Annotated in this window: 11 protein-coding genes; 5 read left to right on the forward strand and 6 right to left on the reverse strand. The window is 71.2% G+C overall.

Features of this window, described 5'->3' with window-relative positions:
• The 3 genes from Q0C12_RS02510 to Q0C12_RS02520 form a co-directional block, all read left to right on the forward strand.
• Window positions 1–1,661: penicillin-binding transpeptidase domain-containing protein (locus Q0C12_RS02510; RefSeq protein ID WP_290885723.1), on the forward strand; the 1,661-nt coding region annotated here is incomplete at its 5' end.
• A 114-nt stretch (window positions 1,662–1,775) separates the two neighbouring features.
• Window positions 1,776–3,737, forward strand: coding sequence for a TIR domain-containing protein (locus Q0C12_RS02515; protein WP_290885724.1), 1,962 nt, complete (start codon window positions 1,776–1,778; stop codon window positions 3,735–3,737).
• 27 nt (window positions 3,738–3,764) lie between these two features.
• On the forward strand, window positions 3,765–4,052 hold the full coding sequence (locus tag Q0C12_RS02520) for a hypothetical protein (RefSeq protein WP_290885725.1): 288 nt from the start codon (window positions 3,765–3,767) through the stop codon (window positions 4,050–4,052).
• Window positions 4,053–4,083: 31 nt separating this feature from the next.
• Here the strand turns inward: Q0C12_RS02520 and Q0C12_RS02525 are convergent, their stop codons facing one another.
• The 4 genes from Q0C12_RS02525 to Q0C12_RS02540 all read right to left on the reverse strand — a co-directional run bounded on the left by Q0C12_RS02525 (window position 4,084) and on the right by Q0C12_RS02540 (window position 11,276).
• Window positions 4,084–5,220, reverse strand: a complete 1,137-nt coding sequence (locus Q0C12_RS02525; RefSeq protein WP_290885731.1) for a serine protease — start codon at window positions 5,218–5,220, stop codon at window positions 4,084–4,086.
• The gene (locus Q0C12_RS02530) at window positions 5,217–7,235 is read right to left on the reverse strand and encodes a caspase family protein (protein ID WP_290885736.1); all 2,019 of its coding nucleotides are present in this window, start codon (window positions 7,233–7,235) and stop codon (window positions 5,217–5,219) included. The genes Q0C12_RS02525 and Q0C12_RS02530 overlap by 4 nt, the downstream gene beginning before the upstream one ends.
• Window positions 7,232–10,432, reverse strand: a complete 3,201-nt coding sequence (locus Q0C12_RS02535) for a caspase family protein (RefSeq protein WP_290885744.1) — start codon at window positions 10,430–10,432, stop codon at window positions 7,232–7,234. Before Q0C12_RS02535 ends, Q0C12_RS02530 begins: the two co-directional genes overlap by 4 nt.
• Window positions 10,433–10,796: 364 nt before the next feature.
• On the reverse strand, window positions 10,797–11,276 hold the full coding sequence (locus tag Q0C12_RS02540) for a peroxiredoxin (protein WP_290885747.1): 480 nt from the start codon (window positions 11,274–11,276) through the stop codon (window positions 10,797–10,799).
• A gap of 146 nt (window positions 11,277–11,422) precedes the next feature.
• Between Q0C12_RS02540 and Q0C12_RS02545 the strand changes: the two genes are divergently transcribed.
• A complete protein-coding gene (locus Q0C12_RS02545; RefSeq protein WP_290885750.1) occupies window positions 11,423–11,863 on the forward strand; it encodes an Hsp20/alpha crystallin family protein in 441 nt (146 codons plus the stop codon).
• A gap of 96 nt (window positions 11,864–11,959) precedes the next feature.
• Complete coding sequence (locus tag Q0C12_RS02550; RefSeq protein WP_290885753.1) at window positions 11,960–12,850, forward strand: DnaJ C-terminal domain-containing protein; 891 nt, start codon at window positions 11,960–11,962, stop codon at window positions 12,848–12,850.
• A 182-nt stretch (window positions 12,851–13,032) separates the two neighbouring features.
• Here the strand turns inward: Q0C12_RS02550 and Q0C12_RS02555 are convergent, their stop codons facing one another.
• Window positions 13,033–13,401: a response regulator gene (locus Q0C12_RS02555; protein WP_290885756.1), complete on the reverse strand. Its 369-nt coding sequence runs from the start codon at window positions 13,399–13,401 to the stop codon at window positions 13,033–13,035.
• 61 nt (window positions 13,402–13,462) lie between these two features.
• The gene (locus Q0C12_RS02560; RefSeq protein WP_290885759.1) at window positions 13,463–14,455 is read right to left on the reverse strand and encodes an oxidoreductase; all 993 of its coding nucleotides are present in this window, start codon (window positions 14,453–14,455) and stop codon (window positions 13,463–13,465) included.
• Between the last annotated feature and the right edge of the window lie 55 nt (window positions 14,456–14,510).

Here is a 14,510-nt window from a genome sequence, read left to right on the forward strand (position 1 = left end):
CGTGGTCGCCGGCCGAGGTCGCCGATGCGCGCCTGGAGACGGTGGTCGCGCGCCAACTGCAGCCGCCGATGTCGGCCGCCCTGCTGGCGCGGCGGCTGCGCGTCGCCGATCCCGGCGCCACGCGCATCCGCAGCACGCTCGACGCGGGGCTGCAGCGCGTGCTCGAGGAGCGCGTGGCGGCGTACTTCGCGCGCCTGCCGGAACGTACCTCGGCGGCGCTGCTGGTGGTCGAGAACGACACGCTGGAGGCGCGCGCGTACGTCGGCTCGCTGGCCTTCGGCGACGCGCGCCGGCTCGGCCACGTGGACATGGTGCGGGCCACGCGCTCGCCGGGTTCCACGCTCAAGCCCTTCCTGTACGGGCTGGCGATCGACGACGGGCTGGTGCACTCGGCCAGCCTGCTGGTGGACGCGCCGCAGAGTTTCGGCGACTACCGGCCGGCGAACTTCGACCCGACCTTCAATGGCCCGGTGACGGTCGCCGAGGCGCTGCGGTTGTCGCTGAACGTGCCGGCCGTGGACCTGCTCGACCGCGTCGGGCCGGAGCGGTTCGCCGCCCGGCTGGCGCACGCGGGCCTGGTGCTGCAGCTGCCGCGCGGCGCGCAGCCGAACCTGTCGATGGTGCTGGGCGGCACCGGCACGCGGCTCGAGGATCTGGTCGGGGCCTACCGCGCGCTCAACCACGAAGGCCTCGCCGGCACGGTGCGCTACCGGCCGGACGCGCCGCGCCAGGAGCGCCGGCTGCTGTCGCCGGAGGCGGCCTGGATCATCCGCGAGATCCTCGAGCAGCACGGCCGCCCAGGCCAGCGCGACGACGCCTTCGACACCGGGGGCCGCCCGCGCGTGGCCTGGAAGACCGGCACCAGCTACGGCTTCCGCGACGCCTGGGCGCTGGGTGGCACGGCGCGCTACACGGTCGGCGTGTGGGTCGGCCGCCCCGATGGCACGCCGCTGCCGGGGCAGTACGGCGCGATCACTGCGCTGCCGCTGCTGTTCGAAGTGGTGGACAGCCTGCCCCGGCGCGGCGCCGACGTCGCGCGGCGCGGCATGCCCGCCAACGTGCGAATGATCGACATCTGCTGGCCGCTGGGTCTGCCGCCGGATCCGGCCGCGCCGTCGCTATGCCATGAAACGCATGAGGCCTTCACGCTGGCCGGCACCCTGCCGCCCACCCTGCCCGAGCGCGACGCGCGCCTGTGGGGCGCCGGGCGCGTGCCACTGGACGTGGATCCGCGCACCGGGCAGCGCCTCTCCGCGGGCTGCAGCGGCGCACACGCCCGCCAACGCATCGAGGTGGCGCGTTGGCCCGTGCTGGCCTATCCGTGGCTTTCTGCGTCCACCCGGCGCGCCAGCGCGATTCCGCCGCTGGCGCGGGACTGCACGCCGGATGCCCTCGAGGCGATGGAGTCGCTGCGGATCGACGGCCCGGGGCAGGGCGCGCGCCTGGCGCGTGCGCCCGGCAGCACCCAGCCGGCCACCTTGCGACTGCGCGCGTTCGGCACGCAGGCGCGCGTGCGCTGGCTGGTCAATGGTCGCCTGGCCGGCGAAACCCTGGGCCCGCGCCCATGGACACACGCCTTCGACACGACGGGCACGCAGCGCATCACCGCACTGGCGGATACCGGTGCCTTCGACGAGCTCACCGTTCACGTCGTGCGCTGAGCCGGATGGTGCATGCGCGAAGTGGTTGCCGGGCCGCCAGCGGCCGTTCCCGGCGGGCTTTGGCTTTGGTTTTTCGTCGTAAGATGGGACCTTCGAGGGGTAGGGCCGATCACCATGTCCAGCGATGACGCAGGCAGCGCGGGGACGCCGCCACCGACCGTTTTCCTGAGTTACGCCCGCGCCGACCAGGCCCAGGCCAGGCAGTTGGCTCAGGCGCTGGAGCAGGCGGGACTGCGGGTCTGGTGGGACACGCTGATCGAGGCCGGCGCCGCCTTCGCCAAGACCATCGAGACGGCGCTGGCCGCCAGCGATGCGGTGATCGTCCTGTGGTCCCGGCAATCGGTTGACTCGGACTGGGTGCTGGACGAGGCCGCCCGCGGCCGCGACCTCAAGAAGCTCGTGCCGCTGTCGATCGATGGGACCGAGCCGCCCCTGGGCTTCCGCCAATACCAGTCGATCAGGCTGGACCACGGCCAGGGGGCCGTCGCTCCGGCGTCCCTGCAGGCGGTGCTCCGTGCGGTGTCCCTGGTTGCCGGGCGCGAGCCCTTGCCGCGGCCGCCGGCGGCAGGGGGCGCCCCCTTGCCGGTGGATGCCTCGCGCCGCGGCTTGCTGATCGGTGGCGGTGCCGCTGCGATCGCCGTGGCCGTGGTCGGCGTGGTGGGCTGGTCGCGCGGCTGGTTCGCCGCGCCGGGCGGCGCGGAGGGCCTGCGCCGCATCGCGGTGCTGCCCTTCGAGAATCTCAGCGGTGATCCCGAGCAGCGCTACTTCTCCGATGGCCTGACCTCGGAAATCCGGGTGCGGTTGTCGCGCAATGCGCTGCTGCAGATCGCCGGGCAGACGTCTTCGGAACTGGTGGCCAACGGGCAGCTGGATAGCCGCGCGATCGCGCGCGCACTCGGCGTTGATTTCCTGCTGGGCGGCAACGTCCAGAAGGCGGGTGGCCGGGTCAAGGTCGCTGCCGAGCTCGTGGACGGCAGCACCGGCCTGAGTCGCTGGGCCGACAGCTGGGAGCGCCCGCTGGCCGATGTCTTCGCCGTGCAGTCGGAGATCGGCGCCGCCGTCGCCGGCGCGCTGTCGGCGGCGGTCGAGGGTCCCGACGCCGGCGGCGCGAAGATGCCCGGTGGCACCGACGACGTCGCGGCGTTCGACGCCTACCTCCACGGGCGCGCGCTGTACGAAGCCGGTATCGACGAGGCCAGCGATCGCCGCGCCCTGCGGTACTTCGAACGTGCGATCGAGATCGACGAGCGATACGCGGGTGCACATGCGGCACGGGCCCGTGCGCTGGTGGTGATCGGCAACCTCTACGCGGCCCACGACGAACGCGTGCAGGCCTACGATGCCGCGGAAGTCGCCGCGCGCGCCGCGGCGACCCTGGCGCCGGACTTCGCGGAAGCCTTTTCCGCGCTGGGCTTCGCCCTGGCCAGCGGCAAGCTCGACATGCGGGGCGCCCGCGAGCCGTTCGATCGGTCCTACGCACTGGCGCCCGGCAACGCGGACATCCTGGCCCGCTACGCGACCTTCCGCTCCAACCTGCGCGACCACGCCCGCGCGGCCGAGGTGATCCAGCGCGCGGCCACGCTCGATCCCCTGAACGCGCGCGCGTTCCGATCGCAGGGCGACATCCGCCACAACGCGGGCGACCCTGCCGGTGCGATCACGGCCTATCGCCGGGCCATTGAACTCAACCCGACCCTGGCCGGCGTGCACGCCTCGATGGGTTTCGCGCAGCTGATGGCCGGCGCCGACGACGATGCCCGCGCCTCTTTCTCGAAGGAGCGGGGCGCCGTGCGCCGGCTTCCCGGGCTCGCCATCCTGGCCCACCGCGCCGGCGACCGCGCGGCGGCGGAGGCCGCACTGGCGGAGTTGGTCGCCGAGCAGGGCGACAAGAGCCACTACCAGTACGCGCAGGTTTACGCCCAATGGGGTGACGCGGCGAAGGCGCTGGCGTCGCTGCAGGCGGCGTGGGACCTTCGCGACGGCGGCATCATGTTGATGTACGCTGACCCGCTGTTGGCAGGGCTTCACGGTACCGACGGGTACCTCGCGCTTGCGAAATCCGTCGGCTTCGCATGATCCACGGGGGAACAGAGGAGAAGCACCATGCGTAACGTTTTCGCCACCTGCCTGGTGGTTGGTCTTGGCCTGGGCCTGGCGGCCTGCAAGCGGCCGGCGGAGCCGGCGGCGGACGTCGCGCCCGACCCGCAAACCGGCACGGTCGAGCGCAGCGCGCCCGAAGAGCAGACCGGTACCGTCGAACGCACGACGCCCGAAGAACAGACCGGTACGGTCGAGCGCACCGCGCCCGAGGAGCAGACCGGCACGGTCGAACGCACCGCGCCGGAAGAGCAGACCGGCACGGTCGAGCGCACCACGCCCGACGAACAGTAACCGCGCGTCGGTCCGCGCAGCCCGGGTCGCGTCAGCGCGATCCGGGCGCTGCGGCCGGGACCGGTACGCGCACCACCTCGCCGGACTTGGCCGCGGCCTTCGCCTCGGCCACCCAGGCTTCGTAGTGCGACACGCGGGTGTACACCGCCGGCTTGCCCGCACCGCAGCCCTTGCCGCCCGAGACGATGCCCACCAGGCTGCGCCGGCCTCCGTCTTCCTCGCGGGTCAGCGGCCCGCCGCTGTCGCCCTGGCAGCTGTCCTTGCCGACTTCGATGCTGCCGTCCGCCGCCAGGCTACCGGCGCAAAGCGCGCCCGGGCCGTAGAAGGCCCCGTATTCGGCCTCGCACAGCGCATCGGGCAGGTAGTGCAGGGTCAGCTGCTGCAGCTCCGCCGGATTGCGCTGCAGTCGCTGCGCGCTGTCCAGGCGCGTCACCACCGCGCGCGCACTGCGCTTCCCCATCCAGCCCCATCCGGTGACGCGCAAGGCCTCGCCCGCGTCGAAGTCGCGGTCGGCGGCACCCATCAAGGGCACCGCGGCCAGCCGCCCGCTGGCCTCGAATTCGGCAATGCGCGGATCGGTGGCCACCCGGACCAGGGCGATGTCGTCGAGCTTCGTCGCCTTGGAATAGCCGCCGTGGATGACCACGGCATCAATCGCGAACAGACCATCATCCACGCTGATGTTCTGGGTCCCCAGGCGCAGCCGGCGGTCGGTGAGCACATTGCCCTCGCGTCCGTCGAAGCCGGGGATATTGTCCACGCAGTGCGCTGCGGTCGCGATCCAGCCGTCACCGATCCAGGAGCCGCCGCACTTGTGCGCCAGCTCCCAGGGCGCGCGCTCGGCCAGGTGGATCTTGCACGGATCCTGGTGGTCCAGGGTCGCATCGTAGGCGCGGTCGGCGTCGTCGTAGGCGGGCGTGGACAGGATCTCGACCTGCCATGGCGCGGAGCCCGGGCGCGCCGGTTGGCCACCGACGATTCGTGTGCCGGCGTCGTCGTGGCGTGCGCGCCGGATTCCGCAGTCTTCGGCGGTGACCAGGGGCTGCGCCGGCAAGGGCGCCGCGACCGGAGCGGCGGCCTGCGGCGCCTGGCCGCGATCGCCGCACGCCGCCAGCAGCACGGTAACCAGAAGGCCGGTGAACAGGGTGGGGCAGGTGGCATGGCTCATGGCAGTTCCTCGGGGGTGGCGAGTACGGTGGACACCTGGGCAGACCAGTCGCCGACCGCGGCGACCCCCAGGTCGCGCCGGCCCTCGCTGCTCGCGCACAGCAGGCGCTCGAGTGGCGAGGTGCAGGCGGCGAGGTCGCGCGTGCCGGTCCCGGCTTGCTGGAAGGCATCGGCGCGGATCGGGCGGGCGCTGGCAAGCACGACGAATCGATAAGCCCCCGGGGTGTCGAAGGACATCGCCGAGCGCCGGTACGGCTGGTTGGGCGGCAGCGGCTGGTCGAACTCGCCCGGCTTGGGCAGCACCAGGTCGACGGCGTTGAACGGGTCGATCGCGAGCACGTAGACATAGGCGGGGCGCGTCCCGCGATTGATCACGGTCGCGGTGATCCGCTCGCCGACGCCGATCCGGCGCACGCCGCCGGCCTCCAGCGCCGGGCAGGCGGTGGGGCGATAGCCGTCGGCCGCGATGCAGGCCGCGACCGGGAACGGATCGGCGTCGGTGCCGCCGGCGCTGGTGCGCAGCGAGAGCAGCTGCTGCACGCGCGCGATCTTGCGCAGGGCATCGGCCAGGCGGTCCGCGAATCCGGGGTCGTCGGCGCGCCCCAGCGTGGCCGCCAGCAGCGTGCCGTCATCGGCGCGCAGCGCGATCGCATCCGCATCGCCTTCGGCCGGGAGAAGGCGGGTCGCGCCGTTCGCCGCCACTTCGGCGAAGCCGGTCGCGCGCAGCGCGGCCTCCGCGGCGTCCCGGGCCGGGCCTGCGGGCAGGTCGATGGCCACCGCGAGGGTGTCCGCCGGGAGGAAGTGGGCGACCTGTTCCGCGACCAGACGGTCCGGGAGCGGACCCTGCGGCGGGGTGTCGAGCGCCAGCGTGGCGGTGGTGGCGTCGACGGCAGCGACCGTCGCGGTGGAAACGCTGGCCCGCCGCGCCACGGCATCGGCCTGGCTGGCGTAGAGAGCGAAGCGCGAACCCCGTGTGATGCCGCCGGTCACGCCCGCCTGGAGCGTCGCCTTGCCGCCGGCCTGCGTGACGTCGTAGAGCACCGCGGTGCGCGAGCGCGCGCCGAACACGGCCGTCAGCGCACCTTCGGCCGACGGGGTCTGCGCGACGTGGCCGCGGGCGGCGACGCGCAGGCGCACTTCGTGGATCAGGTCGCCGAACGTCGCGTCGCGCATGCCGGGCATGCGCAGGGTGTCGAGCAGCGCGGTGGTGAACACGCCGGCGCGCGCACCAACCGCACCGCCGCCGGTTTCCTGGGCCTCCTCGCCGTCCTGTGCGGCGGCCAGGTGCACCCAGTAGCCGCCGCCGCTGGCGGCGCCGCGCGGCATGGCCTCCGGCACCGGCGGCGTGGCCCCGGCGAGTGCGGGTGCGCTGCGGGACAGGCCCGCGGCGCCGGCCCGCGTGGCGGTGGCCGAGTTGCAGGAGTCGAACACGCTGACGAAATAAAGGCCGGCCACGGTCACGCGGTCCTTGAGGACCTTGAGCTCGACGTCGAAGATATCGCCCGGTGCCCCGTCCGGACTGCGGGCGTCGGCCGGCAGCAGGGTGCCGTTGTAGCCGGTGTCCTGGTCGCGGGCCTCGTCGTCGCTGTAGCGCGAACCGTGGCCTGCGAAATAGAACAGCAGCGTGTCGCCGGGGCGAAGCGTGTCGATCCGCTGCCCCAGCGCCTCCAGGATCCGGGCCCGGGTCGCGCAGTCGTTGGTCAGCGTGGTGGTGAATGCGTTGGAGGAATCACAGGCGCCGGCCGCGGGCACGTCCACGTCGACGCCGTACAGCTCGGCCAGCGCCTGCTTGAAGCGCAAGGCGTCGCCAACCGCGCCGCGCAGGTCGGAAAACACGGCGCCCGGGACCCGCGCATCCGAATAGCGGTAGCGGTCGATGCCGACGATCAGGGCATGGATTCGGCGGGTGTCCTGCGCGGGGGGCGCGGCCGGCGACTCCGCGCCGCCCTCCGGTGCCCCGCTGCAGCCGCACAGCAACACCGCGAGAAGACCGGTGACCAAGGCAAGGCGCGTCATCTTGCCTCCTTGCGCAGCACCAGCGTGCTGGGACGCGGGTTGAAGTCGAACAGGGCAGGCTGCTGGACGCGTCGCGCCGGGGCATCGGCCGGCAGGTCGTGGAAGGTGATCGCGCGCGCACCTTCGCCGGTCGGGGCCAGGCGTCCGACCCGGGCATCGTTGGCCAGGCCCGGCATGCGCCGGATCGAATACGCCAGCCATTCGTCGACGCGGATCTCGCGATCCCCATCCAGGTCGGCCTGGCCGGCGCCCAGCCCGTCGACCGCCAGTGCATAGGTCAGCAGGCCCTGCCCCAGGCGCGCGTCCTCCAGCGCGACGTCGTCGGCCTGGGTCGCGGCGAGGATGCGGATGCCTTTGTCGTAGGCCAGCTGGCCCAGCCCGCTGTCGCCCATCGGCCCCGGCTTGAAGCGGCCATCGGACACGCTGGCCGCCGAATGGCAGGCGTCGATCACCAGCGCGATCTCGCCCGCCTGCATCCGCTGGAACGGCGCCACGAGGTCCGCCGTGGAGAACACCGTGGACAGGTCCGGGGTCGCCGAGCCCTCCGGCCAGCGGCCGTCGCCGGGGATCAGGTAGAAGTCGCCGCGCGGACTGGCCCAGCCGTGGCCGGAGAAGCTGACGATCACCGCGTCGTCGGGCGTCGCCGGCTGCAGCATCCCCGCCTCGATGCCTTCCGCGCGCAGGGCGGCGAGCGTGGCGTCCCGGCCCTCATCGCCGGCCAGCAGCGAAAGCACGCGGCCCAACGTCGCCCTATCCACGCGCGCACGCGCGCCATTGGCCTGGCGCTCGGCGGTGAGCACCAGCGAGTGGGTTTCGTAGCCGGGAATGGCGGCCAGCTGCGAGGCCATCAGCCGCGCATCGGCCGCGGCGAAGTTCAGCCGGAAGCGCGGGGTGTCGTAGTCATCGATGCCGATGGCCAGCACGTAGGCGCGACGCGGGCGCGGCACGACGGCCGGGCGAGTCCAGGCCAGGGTGGTGGTTTCACCCTTGATGCGGTCCTCGTTGAAGGCATAGGCCGAGAACACCTGGGCCGCATCGGCCTGCGTCGGCAAAGGCACGGTGAACTCAAGCGTGTGCATGCCATCGGCCGAGGGCACGACGTTGCGCGCGCGCCAGTCGGTGATGTCGGCGCCTGCGGCGTCCTGCTGGCGAGGCTCCATCGCGACCAGCCGGCCGTTGCGGAACAGCCGGGGGTTGTAGAGGCCCGAGCGGGTCTTGCCATTGGCCGCGTCGGTATCCACGCCTTCGCTCAGCTCGACGGTCACCACCGCCTCGCTGGCGTCCTGGCCCGGCCGCACGCCGGTGATGCGCGCCTGCGGCAGCACGCGGTTGAGGCTGGCGATCGACGGTAGTGGCTTGAACGCGTCCGCGCAGGTGCTGGCGGCACGGCAGTCCAGCAGCCGGCGGTACAAGCCAGGTTCGTAGTAGTCGCGCATGAACGTCTGCGATGCCAGGCTCTGCCACGGCGCATCCGGGACGAGCCAGCGCACCAGCCGGGTGTCGGCCTCCAGGTTGGTGTCGTAGCGGCCATCGGGTGCCACCGCGAAGTAGCGCCCATCCGGGAAGACGAAAAGCGTGAGCTGTAGGCTGCCGTCCTCGTTGTCGTGGAAGCGGATGGCGCCGTCCACATTGGCGGCCCAGAGCAACCGGCTGTCCTCGATGAAGCCTGCCCGGATGATGTTGCCGTCGTTCATGTCCCGGCGGACGATCCGGCCGTCCTCGATGGCGATCAGTTCCTGGCGCTCGAGGCCGAACACCCGGGTGTTGCTGGCCGCGACGTTGTTGGCGCCGAATCCCGCGAACTTGCGGATGTCTCCCGTCGGGTCGACGTCGACGACGTAAAGCTCCGAGTCGTCCCCGCCGCGCAGATAACTGTGGGTGAACAGGAGCCTCTCGCCATCGGGCGTGAAGTCCAGCGCAGTGATTGGGTTGGACATGCCGAGGCGGTTCGCAGGTTGGTCATCCGCAATGCGCACCCGCTCCTGCTGGCCCCGGACCAGCGACTCACCGACGACATCCAGCAGCCAGACGCGAAGGATCGCCATGGCCGGCGCGTCATCCCTGGCGACCCATTCCTGCGTCGCGACCGCCAGGCGGCTCCGGTCTGGCGACAGCCTGAGCGCGGTGATCTCCTGGCCACCCCAGTCGGGCTGCTCCATCGGCTGCCAACCGCCGCCGGAAGCGCCCCCTCCGGCGCGATAGAGGGATATGGCCGCCCCTTCGTCCGCCGCGGACTCGTCGTCGACGGACATCATGGAAGGATTGACGGCGAACTCGGGCCGGGGTCCGGTGCCCAGGAAACTGCCCTGTCCGTCGAGCGACACCATCTGCTGGTAGCTTTCGAGTCCGCTGCAATTTTCCGCGCGGGCACAGTCGGGATCCACGACCAGCACCGGGGCGCTTCCCAGCACACCGTGCGTGGGGCTGCTGCCCGGCATGTCCCAGTCGCTCAAGATCGCGAAGCGGTCGTCGTCGAGCATCAGCACTTCGATGTAATGCCGGTCAAGGACCATGGGGGGGGCCGCCGAGTTTCCGGCGATGTCGATCATTTCGACCCGGGTGCCGTTGAAGGCATTGGTTGCCTCGAGCTTGACCAGCCGGCGACCATCGGCGCTCAGGCCGAGGTCATAGAGCATGCTGCGAAGGTTTCCCTGCAATGTCCGCGGCGCCGCCGAGCCGTCGACCGCCTCGAGTTGGATGAGGTAATTGCACTGCTCGGTGCGGTCGCAATCGTAGTCCGGTGTGCTGGCCACGATGAGCGTCATGTCCAGCGATCCCGGGCGGTACGCCACCGGGCGCAGGCGGCCGTCGGGCGACAGCGGGAAGTTCAAGGCCGCGTCCGTGCGGCCGTACGTGACCGGACTGTCGGCTCCCGGCAAGGTGCCGTCGGGCGTCACCGCCCGGGTGGCCAGGTTGAGCGAGTAGCTGCATCGCCGTCCTTCACCCAGCGCGGCCTTCGGGCAAATCTCACCCTCATTCTGCGGGTTGACGGTGTACAGGAACGACAGGCGTTCGCCGTCCTCCTCGGCCCGGATGTCCTGGAACCAAAGGAACTTCGCTTCCGACGGGTCACCCTGGACGGGAATCCGCGCCTGGTCGACGATCGCGCCGGTAGCAACGTCCCAGATCACGATCCCGCCATCTTCCCCGAGCGACAGCAGATGGCTTGAACCGTTGAGCCATTTCACCGCGACCACGGGCTGTGCGTGGCCGAACTGAAGAACGATCCTGGGTTCGAGCGCTGAATCCGCAGATGCGGTCGCCTCGGGAGCCAACGGTCCGGCCGGCTCCTGCCCGGAACACGCCGCGAGCAGCAGTGCGGCGCCGCAGCAAAGAAGCAGGCTGGCAATACGCATGTTGTTGCTCCGAATCGTGCTGGCCATGCAACCGCCGGGTGCCGCCGGCCGAGGATAGCACTCCGTGCCGTGGGCCCCTGCGGCGGATGGCCTGGGCCGGCGGTCCTGTCAGCGAGGGAGACGGTAGGCCGAGGGAGCGAGGTTGGAGCGGGCCAAAGAAAAAGGCGGCCGAAGCCGCCTTTCCGATCGTCCGGCGGTGGCCCGATCAGGCAAGGTGCTCGAGCACGTACTCGGCCGAGGAGACCTTGAACTCGCCGGGGGCTTCGACGTGGAGCTGCTTGACGATGCCGTCCTCGGCGTAGAGGGCGAAGCGCTTGGCGCGCAGGCCCATGCCGAACGCGGTGGCGTCGAGCTGCAGGCCCATGGCCTGGGTGAAGGCGCCATTGCCGTCGGCCAGCATGTGCACGCCGGCGGGCACGTCCTGGCTCTTCGCCCAGGCGTCCATCACGAAGGCGTCGTTGACCGACAGGCAGGCGACCTCGATGCCGCGCCGGGTGAACTCGTCGAAATGCTCGACGTAGCCCGGCAGGTGCTTGGCCGAGCAGGTCGGGGTGAACGCGCCCGGCACCGCGAACAGCACCACCTTCTTGCCGCCGAACAGTTCGGCGGTGTCCACGGCCTGCACGCCGTCCTTGAGCATGTTGAGGGTGGCCTGGGGAATCTTGTCGCCGATCTGGATGGTCATGGCAGCTCCGAGGGATGGGGAGGGAAACGGAACGCGAGTTTAACCATCCGGCGTGACGCCCGGGTGGGGGCTTGAAGCCGCCCGGCCGGACCCTATGTTCCGGGCATGGCGGCCGGGCTGGCCGCCGCTGACACGGAGAGACGAACATGAGCCTGACCCGCTACCCGACCACCGCCCCGCGCCACCTGCAGGACGAGATCAAGCAGGTGTTCGACAAGTTCTTCAACGGCGACGACACCGACGCCTCCAGCGTCGTCACCAGCCAGTGGGTGCCGCGCGTGGACATCAAGGAGGAGGCCGAGCGCTTCCTGATCCTGGCCGACCTGCCGGGCGTGGACCCGAATGCGATCGAGGTGCAGATGGACAAGGGCATCCTCTCGATCAAGGGCGAGCGCCAGACCGAGTCGGTCACCGAAGGCGACCGCTACTCGCGCATCGAGCGCGCGCATGGCGTGTTCTACCGCCGCTTCGCGCTGCCCGACAGCGCCAACCCCGAGGGCATCACCGCCACCGGCAAGCACGGCGTGCTCGAAATCAGCATCCCCAAGCGCCCGGAGACCACGCCGCGCCGCATCCAGGTGATGTAACCCCTGTGGGAGGGGCGTCAGCCCCGAACGCCCCGAAGGCATAAACTGGACCCGCGGGCTCGGCCTGCGGGTCCTCTTCTTTCGCAAGGCCAGACGATGCAGTTCAAGGATTACTACGACACCCTCGGCGTGGAAGCCACCGCCGGCGAGGCCGAGATCAAGACCGCCTACCGCCGGCTGGCGCGCAAGTACCACCCCGACGTGAGCAAGGAAGCCGGCGCCGAGGAGCGCTTCAAGGCCGTCAACGAGGCCTACGAGGTGCTGCGCGACAAGGACAAGCGCGCCGAGTACGACCAGCTGCGCGCGCAGGGCTATCGCCCGGGCGAGGAGTTCCGGCCGCCGCCGGGTTTTGGCGGCGGCGGGTTCGGCGGCGGCGGGTTCCGCTACGAGCAGGATTTCGGCGGGGGCGGCGGCTTCAGCGATTTCTTCGAGTCGCTGTTCGGCGGTGGCCGCGGGCCGGGCCGGCCGCAGGCGCCGCAGGGCGACGTGCGCGCCAAGCTGGCGATCTCGCTGGAGCAGGCCTACACCGGCGGCAAGCAGCGCATCACCGTGGACGGCCGCACGTTGGACGTGAACGTGCCGGCCGGCATTGCGCCGGGCCAGGTGATCCGGCTGGCGGGGCAGGGCCGCCGCGGCGGGCCGCGCCCGAGCGACCTGCTGCTGGAAATCGACTACCGCCCGCACGCCCAGTTCGAGGTGGATGGCCGCAACGTGCTGTACACGCTGCCGCTGGCGCCCTGGCAGGCGGCGCTGGGCGCGACGCTGAGCGTGCCCACGCTGGGCGGTGCGGTGGAGCTGCGCATCCCGCCGGATTCCGACACGGGCCGCAAGCTGCGCCTGCGCGGTCGCGGCCTGCCCGGCAAGCCCGCCGCCGGCGACCAGATCGTCGAACTCGAGGTCCGCGCCCCGAAGGCCAGCACCGATGCCCAGAGGGCCCTGTACCAGCAGATGGCTGACGCCTTCGACTTCGATCCCCGCAAGGCCTGAGCGGCAGGGAATGAACGCGGATCAGAGCGGATGCGCGCGGATAAAAGCGGATAGGACTTGTGATTGAAGCCTGCCAAAAGACAAAGGCCTCGCTGATGCGAGGCCTTTTTCTGTAATTCGATTGAATCAGCTTTTATCCGCGCCTATCCGCTCTGATCCGCGTTCGGACACGCCAACTCCCATCAACCGCCGGCGAGCAGGCCGTTGATGACTTCGATCAGCTGGTTCTCGTTGAAGGGCTTGGTGATGTAGGCCTTCGCGCCCTGGCGCATGCCCCAGACCTTGTCGGTCTCCTGGTCCTTGGTGGTGACCAGCACGATGGGGATGTGGGCCGTGGTCGCTTCCTTGGAGATGGCGCGGGTGGCCTGGAAGCCGTTGAGGTTCGGCATGACCACGTCCATCAGGATCAGGTCGGGCTTGTGCGCCTTCGCGGCTTCGACGCCGGCGGAGCCGTCCTCGGCCGTCAGGGCCTCGTGGCCGAGCTTCTCAACGATGCGCTTCATGCCCATGAGCTGGGACGGGGAATCATCAACAATCAGGATGCGTGCCATGAATGGGCCTCCAACGGGTAGGTGATTGTATGCCGGGGGGGCGGTCAGGGTGCAACCTCGGTCAAATCCGGACGACCGTTCGTCCGAAGGACCGGCCGGCCAGCATGGCCGGGAAAACGTCGGGAAGCTGGTCCAGCGTGGCTTCCCGGGTGCAGATCGCGTCCAGGTGGGCGGGTTTCCAGGGCCCGGACAGGCGCTCCCAGACCTGCTCGCGCTGGCCGCGGGCGGTGCCGGCCGAGGCGATGCCGAGCAGGGACACCCCCCGGATGATGAAGGGCATCACCGTGGTGGACAGCCCGGGGCTGCCGGCCAGTCCACAGCTCGCGATGTTGCCGTAGGGCTGGATGACCCGGGTGAGGGCGGCCAGCGCGGGGTCGCCGACGTTGTCGATGGCGCCGGCCCAGCGGGCGTTCTCGAGCGGGCGGGTGGCGCTGTCGAGGGTGTCGCGGGGGAACACCTCGGTGGCGCCGAGCTTCCGGAGGAAATCGGCGTGCTCGGCCTTGCCGGAAATCGCGTGGGCCTCGTAGCCGGCGCGGGTCAGGATGTCCAGCGCCAGGCTGCCGACGCCGCCGGTGGCGCCGGTGACCACCACCGGACCCATCGCCGGCAGCTGGCCGTTCATCTCCATGCGCAGCAGGGACAGGCCCGCGGTGAACCCGGCGGTGCCCAGGATCATCGCCTCGCGCAGCGACAGGCCGGCGGGCAGGGGGATCGTCCACTCGGCCGGCAGCCGCACGACCTCCGAATAGCCGCCGTCGCGGGTTTCCGACAGGCCGCTGCCGGTACACAGCACGGCGTCGCCTTCCTTGAAGCGCGGGTCGGTGGAAGCCAGCACGTGGCCGGCCACGTCGATGCCGCCGACCAGCGGGAAGCGGCGCAGGATCTTGCCGCTGCCGGTGCCGGCCAGCGCGTCCTTGTAGTTGACGCTCGAAAAGGCGGCGCGGACGACGACTTCGCCCGGCGACAGGCCGTCGAGCGCGATCGACTCAAGGCCGGCGCGATGGCCGCCCTCGGAATGGATGCGGAAGGCGCGGAACGTGGCGGGGACGGTCATGCGGGCTCCTTGAACGCAGAGAGGCGCCCGGGGGGCGCCTCTCGTCGGGTGGCAA

The sequence above is a fragment of the Arenimonas sp. genome (assembly GCF_022842045.1).
In the GTDB taxonomy this organism is placed as follows: Bacteria; Pseudomonadota; Gammaproteobacteria; order Xanthomonadales; family Xanthomonadaceae; genus Arenimonas.

What these genes read in the sequence shown, in the direction of transcription:
- Q0C12_RS02560 (WP_290885759.1), bottom strand. Translation starts at nt 14,455, where the DNA reads ATGACCGTCCCCGCCACGTTCCGCGCCTTCCGCATCCATTCCGAGGGC.
- Q0C12_RS02520 (WP_290885725.1), top strand. Translation starts at nt 3,765, where the DNA reads ATGCGTAACGTTTTCGCCACCTGCCTGGTGGTTGGTCTTGGCCTGGGC.
- Q0C12_RS02525 (WP_290885731.1), bottom strand. Translation starts at nt 5,220, where the DNA reads ATGAGCCATGCCACCTGCCCCACCCTGTTCACCGGCCTTCTGGTTACC.
- Q0C12_RS02545 (WP_290885750.1), top strand. Translation starts at nt 11,423, where the DNA reads ATGAGCCTGACCCGCTACCCGACCACCGCCCCGCGCCACCTGCAGGAC.
- Q0C12_RS02530 (WP_290885736.1), bottom strand. Translation starts at nt 7,235, where the DNA reads ATGACGCGCCTTGCCTTGGTCACCGGTCTTCTCGCGGTGTTGCTGTGC.
- Q0C12_RS02550 (WP_290885753.1), top strand. Translation starts at nt 11,960, where the DNA reads ATGCAGTTCAAGGATTACTACGACACCCTCGGCGTGGAAGCCACCGCC.
- Q0C12_RS02515 (WP_290885724.1), top strand. Translation starts at nt 1,776, where the DNA reads ATGTCCAGCGATGACGCAGGCAGCGCGGGGACGCCGCCACCGACCGTT.
- Q0C12_RS02540 (WP_290885747.1), bottom strand. Translation starts at nt 11,276, where the DNA reads ATGACCATCCAGATCGGCGACAAGATTCCCCAGGCCACCCTCAACATG.
- Q0C12_RS02555 (WP_290885756.1), bottom strand. Translation starts at nt 13,401, where the DNA reads ATGGCACGCATCCTGATTGTTGATGATTCCCCGTCCCAGCTCATGGGC.